Source organism: Streptomyces sp. NPDC037126 (assembly GCF_055605965.1).
Window position 1 is genome coordinate 250,691 of record NZ_JBVJTD010000012.1, and the last position, 22,730, is coordinate 273,420.

Annotated in this window: 12 protein-coding genes; all 12 read left to right on the forward strand. The window is 75.4% G+C overall.

Annotated features, from left to right (window positions below; genetic code table 11):
- Positions 1-10: 10 nt before the first annotated feature.
- The 12 genes from ACZ7FF_RS25920 (at position 11) to ACZ7FF_RS25975 (ending at position 22,655) form a co-directional block, all read left to right on the forward strand.
- Entirely contained in the window at positions 11-2,248 is a 2,238-nt protein-coding gene (locus tag ACZ7FF_RS25920; protein ID WP_470814679.1) for an acyltransferase domain-containing protein, read from the forward strand.
- Entirely contained in the window at positions 2,245-8,862 is a 6,618-nt protein-coding gene (locus tag ACZ7FF_RS25925; protein WP_470814681.1) for an amino acid adenylation domain-containing protein, read from the forward strand. Before ACZ7FF_RS25920 ends, ACZ7FF_RS25925 begins: the two co-directional genes overlap by 4 nt.
- Positions 8,863-8,884: 22 nt before the next feature.
- Positions 8,885-11,980 carry a type I polyketide synthase gene (locus ACZ7FF_RS25930; RefSeq protein ID WP_470814732.1) on the forward strand — a complete coding sequence of 1,032 codons (3,096 nt, stop codon included), beginning with the start codon at positions 8,885-8,887 and terminating at the stop codon, positions 11,978-11,980.
- On the forward strand, positions 11,977-16,398 hold the full coding sequence (locus ACZ7FF_RS25935; protein WP_470814683.1) for a non-ribosomal peptide synthetase: 4,422 nt from the start codon (positions 11,977-11,979) through the stop codon (positions 16,396-16,398). Before ACZ7FF_RS25930 ends, ACZ7FF_RS25935 begins: the two co-directional genes overlap by 4 nt.
- A 127-nt stretch (positions 16,399-16,525) precedes the next feature.
- Positions 16,526-17,425 carry a class I SAM-dependent methyltransferase gene (locus ACZ7FF_RS25940; RefSeq protein WP_470814685.1) on the forward strand — a complete coding sequence of 300 codons (900 nt, stop codon included), beginning with the start codon at positions 16,526-16,528 and terminating at the stop codon, positions 17,423-17,425.
- Positions 17,422-17,613, forward strand: a complete 192-nt coding sequence (locus ACZ7FF_RS25945; protein ID WP_470814687.1) for an MbtH family protein — start codon at positions 17,422-17,424, stop codon at positions 17,611-17,613. Before ACZ7FF_RS25940 ends, ACZ7FF_RS25945 begins: the two co-directional genes overlap by 4 nt.
- Positions 17,614-17,664: 51 nt before the next feature.
- Positions 17,665-18,081 (forward strand): aspartate 1-decarboxylase, encoded by a 417-nt coding sequence (gene panD, locus ACZ7FF_RS25950; protein ID WP_470814688.1) that lies wholly within the window; start codon positions 17,665-17,667, stop codon positions 18,079-18,081.
- Entirely contained in the window at positions 18,078-18,884 is an 807-nt protein-coding gene (locus tag ACZ7FF_RS25955) for a thioesterase II family protein (protein WP_470814690.1), read from the forward strand. The genes panD and ACZ7FF_RS25955 overlap by 4 nt, the downstream gene beginning before the upstream one ends.
- A gap of 126 nt (positions 18,885-19,010) precedes the next feature.
- Positions 19,011-19,853, forward strand: a complete 843-nt coding sequence (locus tag ACZ7FF_RS25960; RefSeq protein ID WP_470814692.1) for a phytanoyl-CoA dioxygenase family protein — start codon at positions 19,011-19,013, stop codon at positions 19,851-19,853.
- Positions 19,854-19,857: 4 nt separating this feature from the next.
- On the forward strand, positions 19,858-20,601 hold the full coding sequence (locus tag ACZ7FF_RS25965; RefSeq protein ID WP_470814694.1) for an SDR family NAD(P)-dependent oxidoreductase: 744 nt from the start codon (positions 19,858-19,860) through the stop codon (positions 20,599-20,601).
- Between the two features lie 132 nt (positions 20,602-20,733).
- Positions 20,734-21,543 (forward strand): phytanoyl-CoA dioxygenase family protein, encoded by an 810-nt coding sequence (locus ACZ7FF_RS25970; RefSeq protein WP_470814696.1) that lies wholly within the window; start codon positions 20,734-20,736, stop codon positions 21,541-21,543.
- Positions 21,540-22,655, forward strand: coding sequence for a zinc-binding dehydrogenase (locus ACZ7FF_RS25975; protein ID WP_470814697.1), 1,116 nt, complete (start codon positions 21,540-21,542; stop codon positions 22,653-22,655). Before ACZ7FF_RS25970 ends, ACZ7FF_RS25975 begins: the two co-directional genes overlap by 4 nt.
- Positions 22,656-22,730 lie beyond the last annotated feature (75 nt).

The window sequence follows — 22,730 nt, forward strand, 5'->3', positions numbered from 1 at the left end:
GAGCGCACCGGTGACGACAACGACTCCGGCCGGCCACGCGAGGGTGGCGGCCCACGAACCGCACGGCCCCGCCGGGGGCCGCACCGCCCTGGTCTTCTCCGGTCAGGGCAACCAGTGGCTGGGCATGGGGCGCGACCTCATGGCCCGGGAACCGTCCGTGCGGGCGGTCCTCGAGGCGGCGGACGACGCGCTGCTCGGCGCCACGGGCTGGTCCCTGCTCGCCGAACTGGCCGCACCCGAGGGGGAGTCGCAGCTGGCGGACCCGGCGGTCCTCCAGCCCACGCTGGTCGCGCTGCAGATCGCCCTGGCCCGGCTGCTGGCCGAACGAGGCCTGGTGGCCGACCACTTCGCCGGACACAGCCTCGGCGAGATCGCGGCCGCGGCCGCGGCCGGCGCCCTGGACCTGCCCGAGGCGCTGCGCCTGGCCCGGCTGCGCGGCGAGCTGATGCGCAAGGCCGTGGGCACCGGCCGCACCGCGCTGCTCGGCATCGACGCCGGCCGGGCCGAGGCGCTCATCGCGACCTACGGCGGCGGCGCCGACGTCGCCGCCTGGAACGCCCCGCAGGCCACGCTCGTCGCCGGGGACGCCGGCACGGTCGAGGCGATCGTGGCGGAGCTGACCGGCCGCGAGGTGTTCGCCCGCACCCTGCCCGGCGACATCGCCTTCCACAGCCGCTTCCTCGAGCCGCTGCGCGCCGAGTTCGCCGAGGCGGCCCGGGACCTCGCCCGGCCCCGGGCCACTGCCGGCCGGCTGGTGTCGACGGTCACCGGCACCCTGCTCGACGGAACCTGCGCGGACGGCGCCCACTGGGCCGCCAACCTGCGCGAGCCGGTGCGGTTCGTGCAGGCCGTCGACACCCTGCTGGAGCTGGGCTGCCGTACCTTCGTCGAGGTCGGCCCGCACCCCACGCTGGGCCCCTCCCTCACCGACTGCTGCGCCGCCCGCGGGGTCACCCCGCTGGTGCTGCCCACGCTGCGGCGCGGCGAGGCCGAGCAGGAGAACGTGCTGCGCACCCTGTGGGAGCTGCGGCGCACCGGCACCGTACGGGCCGGCGCGCCCGTGGGCGGACACCGGGTGCGGTTCCTCACGGCCGTCACCGCCGAGGCCCCGCGGCCCGCGCTGCGCGGCCGGCAGGCCCAGTTCGCCGGACAGGTGGCGGCCGCCGCGCTGTCCGGCCTCGGCCCCGCCGCGACGGCGGGTCCGGTCACGGTCACCTGGGACGGCGGCGACGACCTGGCGCCGGAGGAGGCCTCGGTGCTCGCCGCGCCGGTCGCCCCGGGCGCGGACGCCGTCGCCGTGCACGCCCGCACCCCGGACACCGGCTGGCTCCGGCTCGCCACCGCCCGGCCCGGCACCGGCCCGGCGGCCGCGCCCCTGCTGCCCGACCCGGCCGAGCTGACGGCCCGGTGCACCGCCCACCGGTACGTCGCGGACACCGCCGTCGCCTCCGCCGTGCACGACGGGGACGACACCCTGGTACGCCTGCGCCCGGGCACCGGCACCGGCCGGCGCGCCCATCTGGAGCTGGCGCTGCGCGTCACCGCCGCGGTCCTCGGCGCCCACGCGCCGACCGCACTGCACGACATCAGCGCCTACGGCGGACCGCACGACGACGTCCGGGCCGAGCGGGTGCACGTGCTGCGCGCCGCCGACGGCACCGCCCGCACCACCGTGCTGGACGCGGCCGGAAGCCCCCTGCTGCACATCGGCCGCTCGGTCTGGCGGAGCCGGGAGACCCCCGCGCCGGCGACCGCGGCACCGGCCGCGGTGACGGCCGAGGAGGCCGTCCTCGACCTGGACGCGCTGCGCGCCGCCGACCCCGACACCCGTCTCGCGGCCCTGACCGAGTGGGTGCGTGAGGCGGCCGCGGCGATGCTGCGCACCGGCGTGGACCGGGTGCCGGCGCTCAAGCCGCTCAACCGGCTGGGCGTGGACTCGGTCATCGGACTGGAGCTGCGCCGCCGGGTCGCGGCCGTCTTCGGCGCGGAGATCAGCGTCGTGCGGCTGCTGCGCGGGGCCACCCCGGTCGACCTGGCCGCGGACCTGGCCGAGTGGCTGACGTCCGGACCGGACGCCGGGCCCGGCACGCCCGTCCCGGCACCGTCCGCCGCATCGCCGGGACAGGGCCCCGACCTCGACGACCCCGCGGACATCGAGCGGCTGCTCGACGACCTCGACGCGCTCTCCCCGGAGGAGGTGGACTCGCTGCTGGGCAGGCTGGCCGACGACGCGGCGAGTGAGATATGACGACACATCAGGCACCGCCCACGACAGGTGTCCCGGACCCGGCGGACGCCCGCCGCGCCCTGCTCAGAGAGCGCCTGCTGCGCCGGGCCGCCGCCCAGGCGGACGGCACCGGCCGGTCCGCGACCGCCCCGGCGGAGGACGGCCCCGAGGCGCCCCCCACCGCCCCGGTCACCCACCCGGTCTCCGAAGGCCAGCGGGCCCTGTGGCTGTTCGACCAGATGAACCCCGGCAGCCCCGCCTACAACCTGTGCTTCGCCGCGGAGGTCACCGGGGAGCTGGACGCCCCGGCCCTGCGCGTCGCGCTGCAGCGCATCCTCGACCACCACCCGGTGCTGCGCACCGCCGTGCTGCGCGAGGGCGGGGAACTGGTGCAGCGCGTGCTGACCGGCATCCGCGTCGACTTCGCCGAGCGGGACCTCACCGGCGGCGCCGACGTCGACGCGGCCGTGACCGCCTTCGTGGAGCGGCCGTACGACCTGGCCGCCGGCGCCTTCCTTCGCTGCGAGGTGCTGCGGCCCGGTGCCGGACGCAGCGTCCTGCTGATCGGCACCCACCACATCGCGGCCGACCTGTGGGCCTTCTCGCTGCTGCTGCGCGACCTCCAGCAGGCCTACCCCGCGGCCCGCGCCGGGCGCCCGGTCCGGCTCGCGGTGCCCGCGGCCGACTACCCCCAGTACGTGCGCTGGCAGCAGGACCTGGTCACCGGGCCGCGCGGCCGGGCGAGCGCCGCGCACTGGGCGAAGGCCCTGGACACCGCCGACGGCGAGATCCCCCGGCTGGAGCTGCCCGCCGACCGGCCGCGTCCGGCCCGGCCCGGGCACCGCACCGCCGTGCACGCGTTCACCCTCGACGCGGACGTCACGGCCGCGCTGCGGGGGCTCGCGCGGGAGACCGGCGGCACCCTCTACACGGCCGTCCTCGCGGTGTTCAACCTGCTGATGCACCGCTACACCGGCCAGGAGGACGTCTGGCTCGGCTCGGTCGCCACCGGCCGCGGCCGGCCCGCCTTCGAGGAGGTCGTCGGCTACTTCGCCAACCTGATGGTGCTGCGCACCCGGATCGAGCGGCGGGGGACCTTCCGCGGCCTGCTGGAGCAGGTGCGGGAGACCGCGCTGGACGCGATGGAGCACCAGGACTACCCCTATCCGCTGGTCGCCGAGCAGGTCGCCCGGGACCGCGCCGGGACCGGCCTGTTCGACGTCGCCTTCTACTACGAGTCCACCTCGGTCCACTCCGAGCAGGGCCTGTCCCTGTTCGCCACCGGCGCGGCCGGGGCCCGGCTGTCCGTCGGCGACCTGGAGATGCGGCCGTACCCGGTGCCGGTGCAGGGCAGCGAGCAGGACCTCGCCGTCTTCGCCGAGGAGGTCGACGGGCGGGTCAGCTGCTCCCTGCGCTACGCCGTCGACCTGTTCGAGCCGCGCACCGCAGAGGCCCTCGGCCGGCACTTCGCCGCGCTCGCCGCCGCCTGCGCGACCCGCCCCGACGCCCCGCACGCCACGCTGGAGATGCTCGCCCCCGAGGAGCACCGGCAGGTGCTCACCGACTGGAGCAGGCCCGGCGACCGGGCCGCCCTGGACCGCCGGGGCGTGCACGAGCTGGTCCTCGACCAGGCCGCCCGCACCCCCGGCGCGGTCGCCGTCGCCTGCGGGGACGAGCAGCTGACCTACCGCCAGCTCGTGGACCAGGCACGCGATCTGGCCCTCGTACTCCGGAGCCGTGGCGTGGGCCCCGAGGTCAAGGTAGGACTCACCGGCGACGGCACCCCACGGCTGTTCGTCGGGCTGCTCGCCGTCCTCATGGCGGGCGGCGCCTACATCCCGCTGGACCCGACCTACCCGGTCAAGCGCCTGGAGTACATGATCGAGGACTCCGCCGTCGCCCTGCTGCTCGCCCAGCGCACGGTGGTGGACCGGCTGCCCGCCGTGGACGTACCGGTGCTGCACCTGGACGACGTACCCGAGCCGCCGGCCGACGCCCCCGCGCTGCCCGAACCGGACGGCGGCCGGCTCGCCTACGTCATCTACACCTCCGGTTCCACCGGCCGCCCCAAGGGCGTGATGGTGGAACACGCGGGCCTGGTCGACTTCGACCTGGCGCACCGCGAGTCCATGCCGTCCGCGCCCGGCCGGCGCGTGCTGCAGAACGCCTCCATCAGCTTCGACGTCAGCACCTGGGAATGGATGATGGCGCTGACCACCGGCGCCACCCTGGTCGTCTCGCCGCGCGAGCACCTGCGCCCCGGGCCGCCGCTGGTGGACACCATCCGCCGCGAGCGGATCACCACGCTGAGCGCCACCCCGTCGGTGCTGGCCACCATGGACCCCGCCGAACTGCCCGAGGTCACCGAGCTGACCTCGGTCGGCGAGGCCATCTCCGCCGACCTGGTGCGCACCTGGGCGCCGGGCCGCCGGATCGTCAACGCGTACGGCCCCACCGAGATCACCGTCTTCTGCACCACCGAGGTGTGCGAGCCCGACGGCGGCGTGCCGCCCATCGGCCGTGCCCTGCCAGGCACCGAGCTGTACGTCCTCGACGCGGAGCTGCGCCCGGTACCGCCCGGGGTCGTCGGAGAGCTGTACCTCGGCGGCACCGGTGTCACCCGGGGCTACCAGAACCGGCCCGACCTGACCGCCGACCGGTACGTCCCGCACCCGTTCTCCGCGACACCGGGCGCCCGGGTCTACCGCACCGGCGACCGGGTCCGCTTCGACCGCACCGGCCGGCTGCACTACCTGGGCCGCGCCGACCACCAGGTGAAGATCCGCGGGGTGCGGGTCGAACCGGCCGAGGTCCAGGACGCCCTGGACAGCCACCCCGGGGTGCGCGAGTCCGTGGTGCTGGCCCGGCCCGGCAGGGACGGCAGGCTGACCCTCGTCGGCTACGCCCTCCGGGAGCCCGCGGCCGCGGTGACCGCCACCGTCGCCGGACTGCGCGCCCACCTCGCCGAGCGGCTCACCTCCGCGATGATCCCCACCCATCTGTTCCTGCTGGACGCCTTCCCGCTCAACCCGAACGGCAAGGTGGACCGCGCCCTGCTGCCGGCCCCCGAGGAGCTGGCCGAGGAGTCCGGCGAACCGCTTCGCGAGCCCGGCACGGCCACCGAGCGGGCCGTCGCCGAGGTGTGGGCCGAGCTCCTCGGCCTCGACCGGGTCGGCGCGGACGCGCACTTCTTCGAGCTGGGCGGACACTCCCTGCTCGCCGTCCGGGCCGCCGCCCGGCTGCACGAGCGCACCGGCGTCGAACTCCCGCTGCGGGACCTGTTCGACGCACCCGAGCTGTCCGCGCTCGCCGTCCGGATCGACGCCCTCGCCGCGACCGGCGCGGCCACGGCCGGCGCCGAGGCACCGAAGCCGCTGCCCGTGCTGCCGCGCGGCCCCCAGGGGCTGCCGCTGTCCTCCGCGCAGGCGCGGCTGTGGTTCGTCGAACAGCTCCAGCCCGGCGGGCTCGCCTACCGCATCGCGGGCGAACTCCACCTGGAGGGCGACGTCGACACCGCCGCCCTGCGCGCGGCGCTGCACGACGTGATCCGGCGCCACGAGGTGCTCCGCACGGTCTACGTGACCGTCGACGGCAGCCCCCGGCAGGTCGTCACCGAACCCGGCGTGGAGGACGTGCTGCCGCTCGTGGACCTGTCCGGGCACGCCCCGGACGCCCGCGAGAGCGCCCGCGCGGAGCACACCGCGCGCTTCACCGCACGCCGCTTCGACCTCACCGCCTCCCCGCTCCACACCCAGCTGCTCAAGCTGGCCGACGGCCACCACGTCGTCCAGCTGTCCGTGCACCACATCGCGGCCGACGGCTGGTCGATGCGGCTGGTGGTGCGCGAACTCACCGCCGCCTACACCGCGCGCGTCCAGGGCTCGCCCGTACCGCCCGCCGAACCGCCCGTGCAGTACGCGGACTTCGCGGCCTGGCAGCGGGCGCGGCAGGAGGGCGAGGACGGCGCGGCCGAGCTGGGGCACTGGGTCGAGGCGCTCACCGGCGCCCCGGACGAACTGCGGCTGCCCACCGACCGGCCCCGCCGCGACCAGGCCGTACGGCCCGCATCCCGGGCCCGCCGGACCCTCGACGCCGACACGGCGCAACGACTGCGCGGCCTCGCGGGCGAGGACGGCGCCTCGCTGTCCATGGCCCTGCTGACCGGGTACAAGGCGCTGCTCGCCCGCTGGTCCGGGCAGGACGACATCGTGGTCGGCATGCCCGTCGCCGGCCGGGTGCGGCGCGACCTGGAGGACGGCGTCGGACTGTACGTCAACACCGTGCCGGTCCGCACCGACCTGTCCGGGACCCCGTCCTTCCGGCAACTGCTGCACCGGGTGCGGCGCGGCGCGCTGGAGGCCGACGCGCACCAGGGGGTGCCGTTCGAGCGGATCGTGGAGCGTCTCGCCGTCGCCCGCGACCCGCTCCGCACGCCCGTCTTCCAGGTGCTGTTCAACATGCTCAACCTGGACGACTCGCTGCCGCCGGTGCCGGGCGTGCGGACCCGCCTGGTGGAGACCGAGGACCTCGCCGCCCGCTTCGACCTCACCCTCTACGTCAAGCCCGGCGCCGACGGCTCCCTCGGCCTGGACCTGGTCTACGACGCCTCGCTGTTCGACGCGGGCACGGTCGCCGCCTTCCTCGACCAGTTCGAGGCCCTCCTCGCGGCGGCGGCCGCCGAGCCGGACCGCGCCCTGGCCGACCTGGACGCGCCCCGCCCGGCCGCGCTGCCCGACCCGGCGGCGCCGCTGCCGGCCGGCCCGTGGACCGCCGCGGTGCACGAGCGGGCCGCGCGCCGGGCCGCCGAGCGGCCCACCGCGGTGGCCCTCGGCCACCGGGGCGGCGAGCTGACCTACGGCGCCCTGGAGGAGGCGGTGGCCACCCTGGCGGGCGAGCTGCGCGCGGCCGGCGTCGGACGCGGCGACGTGGCGGCCGTCCACGCCACCCGCGGCCCCGAGCTGGTCGTCGCGGTCCTCGCGGCGCTGCGCACCGGCGCCGCCTTCGCCCTGCTGGACCGGGCCCACCCGGAACAGCGGCGCCGGCTGATCGCCGAGGCGCTGGGCGCCCGGGCCTGGCTGGAGACGGGCGCGGACACCCCGCAGACGCTGGGTACGGCGCCGGCGTTCGCCCGCGTGGTCACCGTGCCGCGCTCCGCCGCACAGCCGGCCGTACCCGGCCCCGGGGCGGTTACGGCCCGCCCGGACGACACCGCCTACGTCGCCTTCACCTCCGGTACGACCGGCACCCCCAAGGGAGTCGTCGGACCGCACGGGCCGCTCGCGCACTTCGTCGACTGGTACACCCGTGTCTTCGAGGTCTCCGCGGTCGACCGGTTCGCGCTGACCTCCGGGCTGAGCCACGACCCGCTGCTGCGCGACGTGTTCGTGCCGCTGGCGCTCGGCGCCCGGCTGCACGTCCCCGGCGCCGACGACCTGGCGACGCCCGAGGCGTACGGGGCGTGGCTGCGCCGGGAGCGGATCACGGTGCTGCACCTGACCCCGCCGACCGTCCGCTTCCTCGGCGGGCTCGCCGACGGCTGCCTGCCCGACCTGCGGTATGTGTTCCTCGGCGGTGACGTCCTCACCGGCCGGGAGACGGCCGTCCTGCGCAGGCTCGCCCCCGGCGCCCGGCTCGCCGCCTTCTACGGCGCCACCGAGACCCCCCAGGCCCCGGCCTGGTCCCCGGTGGGCGACCCGGCGGCGGACGAGACCGTCCCGCTGGGCCGCGGCGTCGACGGCACCCAGCTGCTCGTGCTGCGCGGCACCGTACCGGCCGCCGTCGGCGAGCTGGGCGAGATCGTCGTCCGCTCGCCGCACCTGGCCGCCGGCTACCTGGACGGCGACCCCGCCGGCCGGTTCGCCGCCGACCCGGCCGGCCTTCCGGGCGTACGGCTGTACCGCACCGGCGACCTGGGCAGGCACCGGCCCGACGGCACCGTGGTGTTCGCGGGCCGCGCCGACCGGCAGGCGAAGGTGCGAGGCCACCGGGTCGACCCGGCCGGCGTCGAGCACGGGCTGCGTGAGCACCCCGCGGTCACCGACGCCGTCGTCGCCGCGTTCGAGGACGCGACCGGCGACACCCAGCTGGCCGCGTGGGCGACCACCGGCCGGCCCGTCACCGGCGAGGAGCTGCGGGCCCATCTCGCGGCCCGGCTGCCCGCGGCCGTGGTCCCGGGCCGCGTCGACGTGGTCGACGCGATCCCGCTCACCGCCAACGGCAAGGTCGACGTGCCCGCGCTGCGCGCACGCACCCGTGCCACGGCGGGTCCGGCCGCGGCGCGCCGCCCGGCGACCGGGACCGAGCAGCGGGTGCGGGACCTGTGGCAGGAGCTGCTGGGCGCCGACGACATCGGCCCCGACGACACCTTCTTCGGCCGCGGCGGCCACTCGCTGCAACTCGTGGCGCTGCAACTGCGCCTGCGCGCCGAACTCGGCGTGGACGTACCGGTGGTGGACCTGATGCGGCACACCACGCTCGCCACGCTCGCCCGCCACCTGGACGGCCTCACCGCCGCCGCGGGCCCCGGCGCCCCGGCGCCGGGCGCCGCGGGCACCGCACGCCGGGAGGCGGACGAGCGGGCCCGGCGGGCCGCCGACCGGCGGCGCCGCATGAGAAGGGGACAGGCAGATGGCTGAACCGGGGGAACCGAGGGTGACGATGCAGGAGTACGACACGGACGGAGCGCTGGGCGCGCTCGGCGCGTCCGGCGAGCCCGCGGAGCCCGACGACATCGAGCGGATCGCGGTCGTGGGCCTCGCCTGCCGGGTCCCGGGGGCCGACGACGTCGCCGGGTTCTGGGACAACCTGGTCGGCGGGGTCGAGTCCGTCGAGCGCACCGCCGTACCCGAGGGCGCACCGGACGGCTATGTGCCGGCCGTCGCCCCGGTGCGGCACGCGGAGGACTTCGACGCGGACTTCTTCGGCATGACACCGCGCGAGGCGGCCCTCGCCGATCCGCAGCACCGGCTCTTCCTGGAGCAGTGCTGGGCGGCCCTGGAGGACGCCGGCTGCGACCCGGAGCGGGCCGGCGGCCGGATCGGGGTGTGGGGCGGTACGTCCTTCAACGCCTACCTGGTGCTCAACGTGCTGCCCGGCCTCGGCCGCGACAGGCTGCTCGGCGAGTACCCGGCGGCGCTGCTGCACGGCAACGACAAGGACTACCTGACCAGCCGGGTCGCCCACCGGCTCGGCCTGACCGGGCCCGCCGTCACCGTGCAGACCGCCTGCTCCACCTCGCTGGTGGCGGTCGCCGAGGCGGCCCGGGCGCTGCTGGACTACCAGTGCGACGTGGCCCTGGCCGGCGGCGCCTCCCTGAAGCTGCCGCAGGACTGGGGGTACGTCTACGAGACCGGCGGCATCCAGTCGCCCGACGGCTACTGCCGCGCCTTCGACGCGGACGCCTCCGGCACGGTCTTCGGCAGCGGTGTCGGCGTGGTCGCGCTCAAGCGGCTCTCCGACGCCCTCGCCGACGGCGACCGGGTGCACGCGGTGATCCTGGGCACGGCCGTCAACAACGACGGCGCCCGCAAGACCGGGTACACCGCGCCCAGCGTCGACGGTCAGGTCCAGGTGCTGCACGACGCCTACTCGACGGCGGGGATCAGCCCCGCCGCCGTCGGCTACGTCGAGGCGCACGGCACCGGCACCGCCATCGGCGACCCGGTGGAACTCGCCGCGCTCGACGAGGTGTTCACCGCCGAGGGGCTGGCGCCGGGCACCGTGCCGGTCGGCTCGGTCAAGACCAACGTCGGTCATCTGAACGCCGCTTCGGGAGTGATCGGCCTCATCAAGACCGTGCTCGCGGTGCGCGAGGGCCTGCTGCCGCCGAGCCTGCACTACCGCCGGCGCAACCCCCGCACGAACGAGAAGTCCCCGTTCGCCGTGGTCGACCGGCTCACCCCGTGGCCGGCGGGCGAAGGGCCGCGCCGGGCCGGCGTCAGCTCCTTCGGAGTGGGCGGCACCAACGCGCACGTGGTGCTCGAACAGCCGCCCGCCGCACCGCGCGCCGTGGACGGCACGGACACCGCCGAGCAGCTGATCGTGGTCTCCGCGCACAGCGAGACCGCCCTCGCCGAGGCCGCCTCCCGGCTCGCCGGCGCCCTCGAACGGTCCGCCACCGGCACCGGCACCGGCGCGCCCGGCACGACGGTACCCGGCGCCCCCGCGCACACCCCGGCCCCCGGCCTCCGCGACATCGCCCACACCCTGGCCCACCGGCGCCGCCGCTTCCCCCACCGCGCCGCCGTGGTCGCGAGCGGCCCCGCCGAGGCCGCCGGCGCCCTGCGCCGGGCCGGGAAGGAGCACGCCCGCGGGGAGACGCCGGTAGCCTTCCTCTTCCCCGGGCAGGGCACCCAGTACCAGGGCATGGCCGCCGGACTGCTGCGCACCGAGCCGGAGTTCGCCCGCCACCTGGACGAGGTCGCCGCGCTGCTCGCCGCCGAGGGCATCGGCCTGCGGGCCCTGCTGAGCGCGCCCGCCGCCGAGGGCACCGCCGATCCGCTGGTGGACACCCGCCTCGCCCAGCCCGCGCTGTTCGCCGTCGAGTACGCGCTGGCCCGCTGGTGGCAGTCGCGCGGCGTCCGCCCGGCCGCCCTGCTCGGGCACAGCCTGGGGGAGTGGACGGCCGCCTGTCTGGCCGGGGTGTTCACCCTGCCCGACGCGGTACGGCTGGTCGCGGCCCGGGGCCGCCTGATGGGCGAACTGCCGCGCGGCGCCATGCTGGCGGTGGAGCTCACCGAGGCCGAGGCGGCCGAACTGACCGGGCCCGAGCTGGGTGTCGCCGCGCTCAACGCGCCCCGGCGCTGTGTGCTGTCCGGCACCCACGAGGCGGTCGCGGCCGCCGAGGCGCGGCTCGCCGGGCGCGGGGTGGAGGCGAAGCGGCTGGCCACCTCGCACGCCTTCCACTCGGCGATGCTCGACCCGATGACCGGCCCGTTCGCCGAACTGGTCGCGACCGTGCAGCTGCGCACCCCCGAGATCCCCTTCGTCTCGGACGTCACCGGCACCTGGATCACCGACGCCGAGGCGACCGACCCCGGCTACTGGGCCCGGCAGGCCCGGGCCACCGTCCGGTTCGCCGACGGTGTGGCCGAGCTGCTGGCCGCCGCCCCGGACGCGGTGCTGCTGGAGCTCGGTCCCGGCCGGGCGCTGGGCCGGTTCGCCGCCCAGGTCGCCGGTCCCGCCGTACGGCCCGTGACGACCCTGCGCGGTGCGAAGCAGTCCGGATCCGACCGGCGCCATCTGCTCCAGGCCGCGGGACAGGCGTGGGCACGCGGCGTCCCCGTACGACTCCCCGACGAACCGGCGGAGGTCTCCGCCGAGGGCTACCGGCCCCGGGTCGTGGACCTGCCCGGTCACCCGATGCTGCGCCGCCGCCACTGGATCGAGGCCCCGGAGACGGGCCCGGCGGCCGTACCCGCGAAGGACCCCCTGCCCGCGGGACGGCCGGAGACCGCCGTCGAGCCGCGATCCGCCGGCGGACCGGCCGCCGTCCCCGCCGCTGACGAGCCCGTCACCCGCATCGCCGCCCTCTGGCAGGAACTGCTCGGCATCGAGGGCATCGGCCCCGAGGACGACCTGTTCATGCTCGGCGGCGACTCCCTCAACGCCTCCCAGCTGATCTCCCGCGCGGGCCGGCTCTTCGGTGCCGAGCTGCCGCTGGAGGAGTTCCTGGACGAACCGACCGTACGGCGGATGGCGGAGCTCGCCGTCCGCGCCCAGACCCACGACACTGCCGAGGCGGTGGAACAGTGACCACCCAGACCATCGAGACGACGGCCGGACCGGCCGCCGGGCCGGGAACGCCCGAACCCCTGTCGTTCGCCCAGCAGCGCATGTGGTTCATGGAAGAACTGGTGCCGGGCACCGCGCTGCAGAACATCCCGCTGGCCGTGCGCCTCACCGGCCGGCTCGACCTGGACGCCGTACGCGGGGCCTTCCGGGCCGTGGTGCGCCGCCACGACACGCTGCGCACCGCCTTCGGGGTCCGCGCGGGCCGCCCCGGGCAGACCGTGCTGCCCGCCGACGAGGCCGGACTCGACGTGCCGCTGGTGGACTTCACCACCGGGGACCAGCGCACCCTCTCCGGGTGGCTGCGCGAGCAGGCCGCCGAGCCGTTCGCGCTGGACCGGCCGCCGCTGCTGCGCGCCGCCGTGGCCCGGCTCGCCGACGACGAGCACGTGCTGTCGCTGACCGTGCACCACATCGTCTGCGACGGCTGGTCGCTGGACGTCCTGGTGCGCGAGTTCAGCGCCGCCTACACCCGGCTGGTCACCGGCGCGGACCAGCCCGAGCCGGAGCGTCCTGCCGTGCGGTACGCCGAGTTCGCCCGGCGCCAGCGCGAACGCCTCGACGCCGGCCGGCTCGACGCCGACCTCGCGTACTGGCGCGAGCGGCTCTCCGGCGGACTGCCCACCCTGGAGCTGCCCACCGACCGGCCCCGCCCCGAGGAGCCCGGATACCGCGGCTCCCGGGTGCGGCGCGGCCTGCCCGACGCGCTCGTCGAGCGGGTGGCCGCGTTCGCCAAGACCCTGGGCGTCACGCCGTACATGGTCCTGCTCGCCGCCTACGGCGCCGTCCTGCAGCGCTGCACCGGCGAGCAGGAGATCCTCGTCGGCACCCCGATCGCCGGCCGCACCGACCTGGACACCGAGGAGCTGATCGGGCTCTTCGTCAACACCCTGCCGCTGCGCCTGGACCTGTCCGGCGACCCGGACTTCACCACCCTGGTGCGCCGGGCCCGGTCCACCGCGCTGGGCGCCTACGCCCACCAGGCGCTGCCGTTCGAGAAGATCGTCGAGGATCTGCGGCCGGACCGGGGCAGCCACCTCACCCCGCTGTTCCGCACCATGTTCGTCCTCCAGAACGCCACGACCAGCGCCCTGGAGCTGCCCGGCCTGAGCGTGGAGACGGTCGAGACGCACAACGGCACCTCCCGCTTCGACCTCCAGCTGATCGTCGGCCGGCGCGCCGAGGGCTGGGCGGCCACCCTGGAGTACGACAGCGACCTGTTCGAGCGCGGCACCGCCGAGCGCATGATCGACCGCTTCGGCACCCTCCTCGAGGGCGCCGTGGCCGCACCGGAGACCACCCTGTCCCGGCTGCCGCTGCTGAGCGGCACCGAGCGCCGCCGGGTCCTCGAGATCGGGCGCCGCGTCCAGGACTTCCCGGTCACCGAGTGCCTGCACGAGACGTTCGCCCGGCACGCCCGGCGGCGGCCCGACGCCGTCGCCGTCACCTGCCGCGGCGAGCACCTCACCTACGCCGAACTGGACGCCCGCGCCGAGGCGCTGGCGGTCCGGCTGCGCGCGGCCGGGGTGGGCCGGGAGACCCGCGTGGGCCTCTTCCTGGAGCGTTCCCCGGACACGGCGGTGGCGATCCTCGGCGTGTTCAAGGCGGGCGGCCAGTACGTCCCCATGGACCCGCTGTACCCGCCCGCCCGGCTCGCCCGCATCCTCGCCGACGCCACCCCGCACGTGCTGATCACCCACACGTCGCTGCGCGAGGCCCTGCCGGAGCACGACGGCCACCTCCTCGTCCTGGACCGGCCCGAGCTGCCATTCCCGGACCCGGCCCGGCCGGTGCCCGTGCGCGACCCGGCACCCCTCACCCCGGACAACGCGGCCTACGTCATCTACACCTCCGGGTCCACCGGCACCCCCAAGGGCGTCCAGGTCAGGCACGCCACCGTGGCCCGGATGTTCGCCGCGATGACCGCCACGCCCGCCTACGACTTCGACGAGCACGACGTGTGGCCGATGCTGCACTCCTACGCCTTCGACGTCTCCGTGGTCGAGATGTGGGGCGCCTGGCTGCACGGCGGCCGGCTCGTCGTCGTACCGGTGGAGACCGCCCGCGACCCGGAGGCCTACTACGCCCTGGTCCGCGAGGAGGGCGTCACCGTCCTCAACCAGACGCCGTCCGCGTTCGTGCACTTCGCCGCCGTGGACGCCCGGCACGAGCCGGACGAGCTGCCGCTGCGGTCGATCATCTTCGGCGGCGAGGCACTGGAGTCCGGCACGCTCGCCAGCTGGTTCGAACGGCACGGCGACCGCTCGCCGCGCCTGGTGAACATGTACGGCATCACCGAGACCATCCACGTCACCATCCGCGAGATGACCGCCGAGGACGTCCGGCTGAACCGGCGCAGCCCGATCGGCCGGCCGATGCCCGACATGGAGCTGTACGCCCTCGACGAACTGCTCCAGCCCGTACCGATGGGCGTCACCGGCGAGCTGTACGTGGGCGGTCCGGGGCTCGCCCGCTGCTACTTCGGCGACCCGTACAAGACCGCCGACCGGTTCGTGCCGCACCCCTTCACCGACCGGACCGGCGAGCGCCTCTACAAGAGCGGCGACCTGGCCCGGCTCACCGCGCGCGGCGAGTTCGAGTACGTCGGCCGGGCCGACCACCAGGTGAAGATCCGCGGCTACCGCATCGAGACCGGCGAGGTCGAGGCCGCCCTGCTCGACCACGAGGACGTGCACGCGGCCGTGGTCTGGCCGCAGCCCGGCGGCGACGGCGAACTCCGCCTGTACGGCTACGTCACCCTGGAGCCCGGTGCCCGCACCGGCGAGAGCCCCGAGGAGACCGGCGCCGCGCTGCGCACGCACGTCGCCGACCGGCTGCCCGCCTACATGGTGCCCGCCGCCGTGGTGGTCCTGCCGGCGCTGCCGCTGACCGTCAACGGCAAGGTGGACCGCAAGAAGCTCCCGGTGCCCGAACTCGCGCGGACCACCGCCCGGACCGCGTTCACGGCCCCGCGCACCCCCACCGAGGAGCGGGTCGCCGTGGTCTGGCGGGAGTTGCTCGGCCTCGACACGGTCGGCGCCCACGACAACTTCTTCGACCTGGGCGGCCACTCGCTGCTGGCGACCCGGCTGGTGTTCCGGCTGCGCGAGGAGTTCGCCACCGAACTGCCGCTGCGCACGCTGTTCGCCGAGCCGACCGTCTCCGGGGTCGCCGCGGTCCTCGACGAGGCCGGCGCCGGCGCCGCCCCGGCCGGGGCGCCCGTCGAGGCCATGCGCGCCGACATCCGGCTCGGCGACGGCATCACCGGCTTCCCCGCCCCCGAGCGGCCGGGCGGCGTCCACGACGTCCTGCTCACCGGCGCCACCGGCTTCCTCGGCGCCTTCCTCCTCGACGAGCTGCTGCGCGCCACCGACGCCACCGTGCACTGCCTGGTGCGGGCCGAGGACGAGGCGGGCGCCCAGCGGCGGCTGGAGAAGACGCTGTCCGGATACGGCCTGTGGGACCCTGCCCGCGCCGACCGCGTCCGCCCCGTCCCCGGCGACCTGGCCGCGCCCCGCCTCGGCCTGACCGGCGACGCCTACCGGGCGCTCGCCGGCCGGATCGACGCGATCTACCACTCCGGCGCCGCCGTGAACCTGGTGCTGCCCTACGAGGAGCTGCGCGCCGCCACCGTCGACGGCACCCGCGAGGTGCTGCGGCTGGCGACCGCGTCCGGCCGGGCCGCCGTCCACCACGTGTCCACGGTCGGCGTCTTCGCCGGGCCCCCGGCCGACGGCACCGCGGTCGCCGAGACCGCCGTCGCCGGGCCGCCCGAGCTGCTGCGCCAGGGCTACACGCAGAGCAAGTGGGTCGCCGAGCAGGTCGTCGGGCTCGCCCGGGAGGCGGGGGTGCCGGTCACCGTGCACCGGCCCGGCCGGATCTCCGGGCACACGGCCACCGGCGCCTGCCAGAGCGACGACCTGCTGTGGCGGGTGGTCAAGGGCTGCGTCCAGGCGGGGGCCGCCCCGGCCGGGCTGACCGCCGGGGCCGATCTGGTGCCCGTCGACTACGTCGCCCGCGCCGTCGTGGCCGTCGCCCGGCGCCCCGAGGCGCTCGGCGGCATCCACCACCAGGTCAACACCCGCCCGCTGCCACTGAACCGGCTCCTCGGCCACGTCCGGGACTTCGGTTACCGCCTGGACGAGATCCCGCTCGCCGAGTGGGTCGAGCTGATCAAGGCCGACCCGGAGAACGCGGCCTACCCGCTGCTCAGCCTCTTCGACCCGGCCGGCGGCGGCTTCACCGCCGTCCGCTTCGGCGACGACGCCACCCGGGCCCACCTGTCCGGCACCGGCATCTCCTGTCCGCCGCTGGACCGCGACCTGATCCGCGTCTACCTGGGCTGGTTCGCCGAGTCCGGCTATCTGCCGGCACCCCGCTGACCGTCCGTCACCGCCCCACCAGGCGCCCGCCGCAGGGCGCCCGGCCGACCGGCACCCTTCGAGTTGTCCGCACCACTTCACCGGCTCACCACTTCACCGGCTCACCACTTCACCAGGAAGAAGAACCATGACCACCGTGACTCCGCCCACCGCCGCCGACCTCGCCGAGACGCCCGGCGCGGACCCGGAGCGCCCGTCCTCCTACTACCAGCCCGGCGAGCACCACGCCCCCGAGAACGAGATCCACCGGCTGCGCCAGCAGGTCGCCGCCTCCTGGAACAAGGAGGCCCGGATCCTGCGCGAGTTCGGCCTCACCGACGAGTCCGACGTGCTGGAGATCGGCTCCGGCCCCGGCTACATCACCGAGCGCCTGCTGGAGGAGGTCCCGGACGGGTCCGTCACCTGCCTGGAACTCAACGAGGACCTGATCGAGCACGCCCGCGGCCACCTCACCCCGGCCCGCCCCGGTCAGCTCACGCTGGTGCAGGGCTCGGCGCTGGAGAGCGGACTGCCCGACGACTCCTTCGACCTCGTCCACGCCCGGCTGGTCCTGCAGCACGTGCCGGGCACCCCGGACGCGCTCGCCGAGGCCCACCGTGTGCTCCGCCCCGGCGGCCGGCTCGCCGTCATCGACGTCGACGACGCCCTGTGGGGGCTGCTGCACCCGCAGCCCGACCTGCCCGAGTTCGACGAGGTCGTCCGGCTGCGCATCGAGCTGCAGGCCAGCCGCGGCGGCAACCGCCTGATCGGCCGGGAGCTGGGACAGCTCATGCGTGAGGCCGGGTTCACCGACATCAAGGTCGAGGCGGTCGCCATCTCCAGCGAGGAGGTCGGCATGGACGTTCTCGCGCCCCAGCTGAACATCCGCTCCCGCACCCACGCCATGGTCGCCGTCAACCCGGCCGCCGAGCGGCCCTGCGAGATCGTCGCGGACGCCATGGACGAGTTCGTCGCCCGCCCCGACGCCTCCATGATGCTGGTGTTCTTCATGTTCTCCGGCACCAAGCCGGGCGGTGACGCCCGATGAGCACCGCCTGGGCCATCGTCGTCAACGACGAGGAGCAGCACTCCGTCTGGCCGGCCGACGCCGAACCCCCGGCCGGCTGGCGCACCGTGGGGTTCACCGGCAGCCGTGACGAGTGCCTGACCCGTGTCGCCGCCGACTGGACCGATCTGCGCCCCGCGAGCCTGCGCCGCCGCATGAGCGCGGCCTGACCGCGCCCGCACGTCCATCCGCCCTCCGCAAGGACACAGGAGACGAACCGTATGTACCGGACCATGTTCAAGTCCAAGATCCACCGTGCCACGGTGACCCAGGCCGACCTGCACTACGTCGGCTCCGTCACCATCGACGCCGACCTGATGGAGGCCGCCGACCTGCTGCCCGGTGAGAAGGTCGACATCGTCGACATCGACAACGGCAACCGCCTGTCGACGTACGTCATCGAGGGCCCGCGCGGCACCGGCGTCATCGGCATCAACGGCGCCGCCGCCCGGCTGATCAGCCCCGGCGACCTGGTCATCGTCATCGCCTACGCCACCGTCACCGACGCCGAGGCCCGCGGGCTGGAGCCCCACGTGGTCTTCGTGGACCGCGACAACCGGGTGCTGCACCAGGGCTCCGACCCGGCCGAGGTACCCGAGGGCGCCTCGCTGCTGCGCGGCGACCTCGTCGCCTCGTGATCGGCGCCGGACTGCCCGCCGCCGGGCGAACACCGCCCCTCGACCACCCCGGGCCCTGGCTGCGCCGCTACCACGGCCGGCCGGCCCGGGCCGCGGCCACCCTGGTCTGCCTCCCGCACGCCGGCGGCTCCGCCAGCTTCTACTACCCCTGGTCCGAGGCCCTGTCCGCACGCTACGACGTGCTCGCCGTGCAGTACCCGGGCCGCCAGGACCGGCACCGCGAACCCTGCCTCACCGACGTCGACGCGCTCGCCGGGGCCATCGCCGCCGAACTGGCGGCGACCGTGCCCGCGGACCGCCCGCTGGTGTTCTTCGGGCACAGCATGGGCGCCGTCGTCGGCTTCGAGACGATCCGCCGCATGGAGCGGTCGGGCGCGCCCCGCACCCCGGACCTGTTCCTCGCCTCCGGCCGCCGGGCGCCCTCGCTCAGCCGCGACGACGGCATCCACCGGCTGCCAAACGCCGAACTGCTCGCGGAGCTGGGCCGGCTCGGCGGCACCGACGTGCGCATGCTCGACGACCCGGAACTGATCGAGCTGGTCGTACCCGCCGTCCGCGCCGACTTCACCGCCGTGGAGACCTACACCCCCGAGGACGGCGCCTGCGTACGCTGCCCGGTCGTCGCCCTGCTCGGCGACAGCGACCCGCGGGTCACCGCCGAGCAGGCGGCCGCGTGGCGCGACCACACCACCGGGGACTTCGCCCTGCGGATCTTCCCCGGCGGCCACTTCTACCTGAGCGACCACCCGTCCGCGGTGATCAGCACGGTCACCGCGCACACAGACGCCCTGCAGGGGGCTTAGGGGCGAGATAGGGGTGTGGACCCCCATCGCCCCCTCGTACGGTCGATTCAACGGACAGAACAGCGTACGAAGAATCGCCGCGAAACGAGAAACACCCTGTTCCTTGAGCAATCATCTGGAGAACACGTGGGAACAGCAACCGCCCCGGCGCGGGAGAATGTCAGCAGCAACGAGACCCCGATATACGTCCTCTTCGACGCCGAAACCGTCGAAACTCCCGAGAAACTGACGCGCGACCACCTCGTCCGGCTCGCCGCCGGCCACCTGGGCGCCGTCGTCGTACGGAACTTCGGCACCCCCGAGGAATGCGCGGGCGTCCTGCGCGGCCTCGACACCTGCCCCATGGGCTCCTACGACGAGGAGATCGTCGTCCCCCGGATCCCCAAGCTGGGCCCGGCCGCCTACGACCACTACGACGCCCACGGGCTGGGCGGCGCCTACTGGCAGGACGCCGAGCAGTCCGCCAGGCACCGCTCCGTCCTGCTCGACGGCGGCGACCCGCTGCGGCCGGCCGTGGACCGCATCCGCCGCGCCTGGGGCGGCGCGATGCGCCCCGCCCGCGCCGACGGCCGCGAGATGTACGCCGGGATGATCCGCGAGACCACCGGCGGCATGAAGATGCACTGGGACGAGATCGGCCGCGAGATGCCCGGCACGCTCGACGAGCCGGTCATCGCCCAGCTCGGCTTCAACTGGTACCTGTCCATGCCCGAGGGCGGCGGCGCCACCAGGATCTTCCGCCGCCGCTGGCTGCCCGGCGACGAGGCCTACCGCGACGGCTACGGCTACGCGGAGGAGCTCGCGGAGCGCGAGCCGAGCGTCCTGGTCACGCCCGGCGCGGGCGACGCGGTGCTGTTCGACCCGCGCAACTACCACGCCGTCCGCGGCAACGAGGGCCCCGGCCGCCGGGTCGCCCTGTCGTTCTTCCTCGGCGTCACCGCCGAGGGCACCCTCACCTACTGGTCCTGACGCCATGACCGCACGGCGCACAGCGGTGGTCAGCGGCGGCACCCGGGGCATCGGGCTCACCCTCAGCCTGCGCCTCGCCGGCCTGGGCCACCACGTCTACGCTCTCTACCGCGGGGACAAGGCCGCGGCCGACGAGGCGGCGGCCGCCGGCGGCGGGCGGATCGAGCCCGTACGGCTGGACGTGGCCAGGCCCGAGCAGGTGCGGGAGGGCTGCGCCCGGATCCTCGCCGCCGGCGGCGCACCCGAGGTGCTCGTCAACAACGCGGGCATCAACCGCGACCGTCCCTTCCTGGACCTCGACGACGAGGACTGGGACGAGGTCCTCGCGGTCAACCTGTCCGGTCCGTACCGGCTCACCCGGGCACTGGCCCCGGCCATGCTGGAGGCGGGCGGTGGCGCGATCGTCAACGTGGGGGCCACCACCGCGATCCGGCCGCGGGCGAACGGCGCGAACTACTGCGCCGCCAAGGCCGGACTGCTCCAGCTGACCAAGTGCCTGGCGCTGGAACTGGCCCCGGCGATCCGGGTCAACGCCCTGATCCCCGGCTTCACCGACACCCCCGAGGTCGTGGAGCGCTACCGCCTCGACGATCCCGCTCGCCGCGCGGACATCCTCCGCACGATCCCCGCCGGGCGCATCGGCACCGCTCAGGACGTCGCCGATGCCCTGGAATTCCTGGTGACCGCCACGAGCGGTTATGTCACCGGCCAGCAGATCATCGTGGACGGCGGGAATTTCATGGGATAGCGGGGCCGGCCCAGAAGGCCGGCCCCGTCCGCCCGCCGAATGCGGAACCGCCGCACCGCGTCCCCGATCTCCCGGACCCCGTCCGGCACTCACCTCACACCAGACTTCCGGTATTTCCGGAGAGGAATTCCCATGCGCTTGACCCAGGAACAGATAAACCGGTACCACGAGGACGGATTCCTGCTGCTGGACTCCCTGCTGTCCACCGACGAGGCGGCCCTCCTCGGCGAGGCGTTCGAGCGGGACTCCGCGCTTCCCGGCCCGCAGCGGGTGGTCGAGGAGGACGGCGAGCGGGTCCGCGCCGTCTATGCCTCCCACCAGCGCCAGCCGGAGTACGCCGGTCTGATCCGCGACCCGCGCCTGCTCGTCCCGGTGCAGCAGCTGCTCACCGACGACGTGTACATCTACCAGTTCAAGATCAACGCCAAGCCGGGCTTCGGCGGCGAGAAGTGGGCCTGGCACCAGGACTACGTCGCCTGGCGCATCGCCGACAACCTGCCCGCCCCCCGCCAGGTCAACGTCGCCCTGTTCCTCGACGCCGTCGACGAGTTCAACGGTCCGGTCATCTTCCTGCCCGGCTCGCACCGCTCCGGCCTGGTCAACGACAGCCGCCGCGCCACGCGCTCCGAGCAGCACCTCGACCCGGACGACATCGCGCTCACCGCCGAGCAGCTCTCCGGCATGGTCGCCGAGCGCGGCATGGCCAGCCCCAAGGGACCGGCGGGCTCGGTGGTGCTGTTCTCCTCCGAGATCGTGCACGGCTCGGCGCCCAACATGTCGCCCTTCCCGCGCCGGCTCGCCATCATGACGTACAACGACACGGCCAACCTGCCCAGCTGGCCGGGCGAGCCGCGCCCCGAGTACGTGGTCGGCCGCGACACCGAGCCGCTGCGCCCGCTGGACACCACCTTCCTCGCCGCGCTCGAGGGGGCCCTCGTATGAGCCGCGTCGGACAGCGGGCCCGGGCCGTCGTCCTGGAGGCCTTCCAGGAGCCGCTGCGCCTGCGGGAGTTCGAGGTCCCCGCGCCCCCCGCGGGCGGCATGCTCGTCGGCTGCCGCCACGGCGGGATCTGCGGCACCGACCTGCACCTCCAGCAGGGCCACCTCGCCATCCCCACCCCGCTGGTCCTCGGCCACGAAGGACTCGGCACCGTGGAGGAGTTCGGGCCCGGCACCCCGCGCCGGGACGCCGCCGGCACCGAACTGCGCCCCGGCGACACGGTGATGTGGGCCTCCTCGATCACCTGCGGCACCTGTGTGCCCTGCCGGCTGCACCGCGAACCGACGCTGTGCGAGAACCGGCGCACCTACGGCGTCAACCGCGCACTCGCCGACGGCTCCGAACTGGCCGGTGCCTGGGCCGAGGCGATCGTGCTGCACGAGGGCACCACCGTGGTGCGGCTCGACGACGGCGTCGACCCGCTCGCGGCCATGGCCTTCGCCTGCGCCGGCCCCACCGTCGTGCACGCCCTGTACGAGCGCCGCCCGGTGCGGCTCGGCGAGACCGTCGTGGTGCAGGGCGCGGGCCCGGTCGGCCTCGCCGCCGCCGCGCTCGCCCGGCTCGCCGGTGCCGCCAAGGTGATCGTGGTGGGCGGTCCGGCCGCCCGGCTCGACCTCGCGGTCAAGGCCGGCATCGGCGACGTCCACGTGGACATCACCGGACCCGGTGGGGTGGAGGCCGCGCTGGACCGGGTGCGCGCGGAGACCGGCGGCCGGGGCGCCGACCTGGTCATCGAGTGCGCGGGCGTGCCCGCGGCCGTGGCCCAGGGCCTGACACTCGCCCGCCGCGGCGGCTCCTACCTGATCATCGGCCAGTACACGGACGCCGGGGACACCCTGCTCAACCCCCACCAGATCGTGTACCGGCAGCTGGACGTGGTCGGCTCCTGGGCGTTCACCGGCGCCCATCTCACCGAGTACGTACGACTGCTGCCGGCCCTCACCGCCCGCTTCGACCTGCGCGGCCTGGTGACGTCCTTCCCGCTGGCCGACCACGAGGCTGCCCTGCGGGCGGTCGCCGGCCAGACGGTGCTCAAGGCGGTCCTGTCCAGCTGACCCCCGGTCGCCGACCCGGTGCCCTGCCGCACCCCCACCACCGCAGCCAAAGCCCACGACAGCCAAGGGGACACG

Coding starts and splice junctions, on each gene's coding strand:
- ACZ7FF_RS25970 (WP_470814696.1), top strand. CDS start 20,734: ATGCGCTTGACCCAGGAACAGATAAACCGGTACCACGAGGACGGATTC.
- panD (WP_470814688.1), top strand. CDS start 17,665: ATGTACCGGACCATGTTCAAGTCCAAGATCCACCGTGCCACGGTGACC.
- ACZ7FF_RS25925 (WP_470814681.1), top strand. CDS start 2,245: ATGACGACACATCAGGCACCGCCCACGACAGGTGTCCCGGACCCGGCG.
- ACZ7FF_RS25965 (WP_470814694.1), top strand. CDS start 19,858: ATGACCGCACGGCGCACAGCGGTGGTCAGCGGCGGCACCCGGGGCATC.
- ACZ7FF_RS25930 (WP_470814732.1), top strand. CDS start 8,885: ATGCAGGAGTACGACACGGACGGAGCGCTGGGCGCGCTCGGCGCGTCC.
- ACZ7FF_RS25975 (WP_470814697.1), top strand. CDS start 21,540: ATGAGCCGCGTCGGACAGCGGGCCCGGGCCGTCGTCCTGGAGGCCTTC.
- ACZ7FF_RS25940 (WP_470814685.1), top strand. CDS start 16,526: ATGACCACCGTGACTCCGCCCACCGCCGCCGACCTCGCCGAGACGCCC.
- ACZ7FF_RS25945 (WP_470814687.1), top strand. CDS start 17,422: ATGAGCACCGCCTGGGCCATCGTCGTCAACGACGAGGAGCAGCACTCC.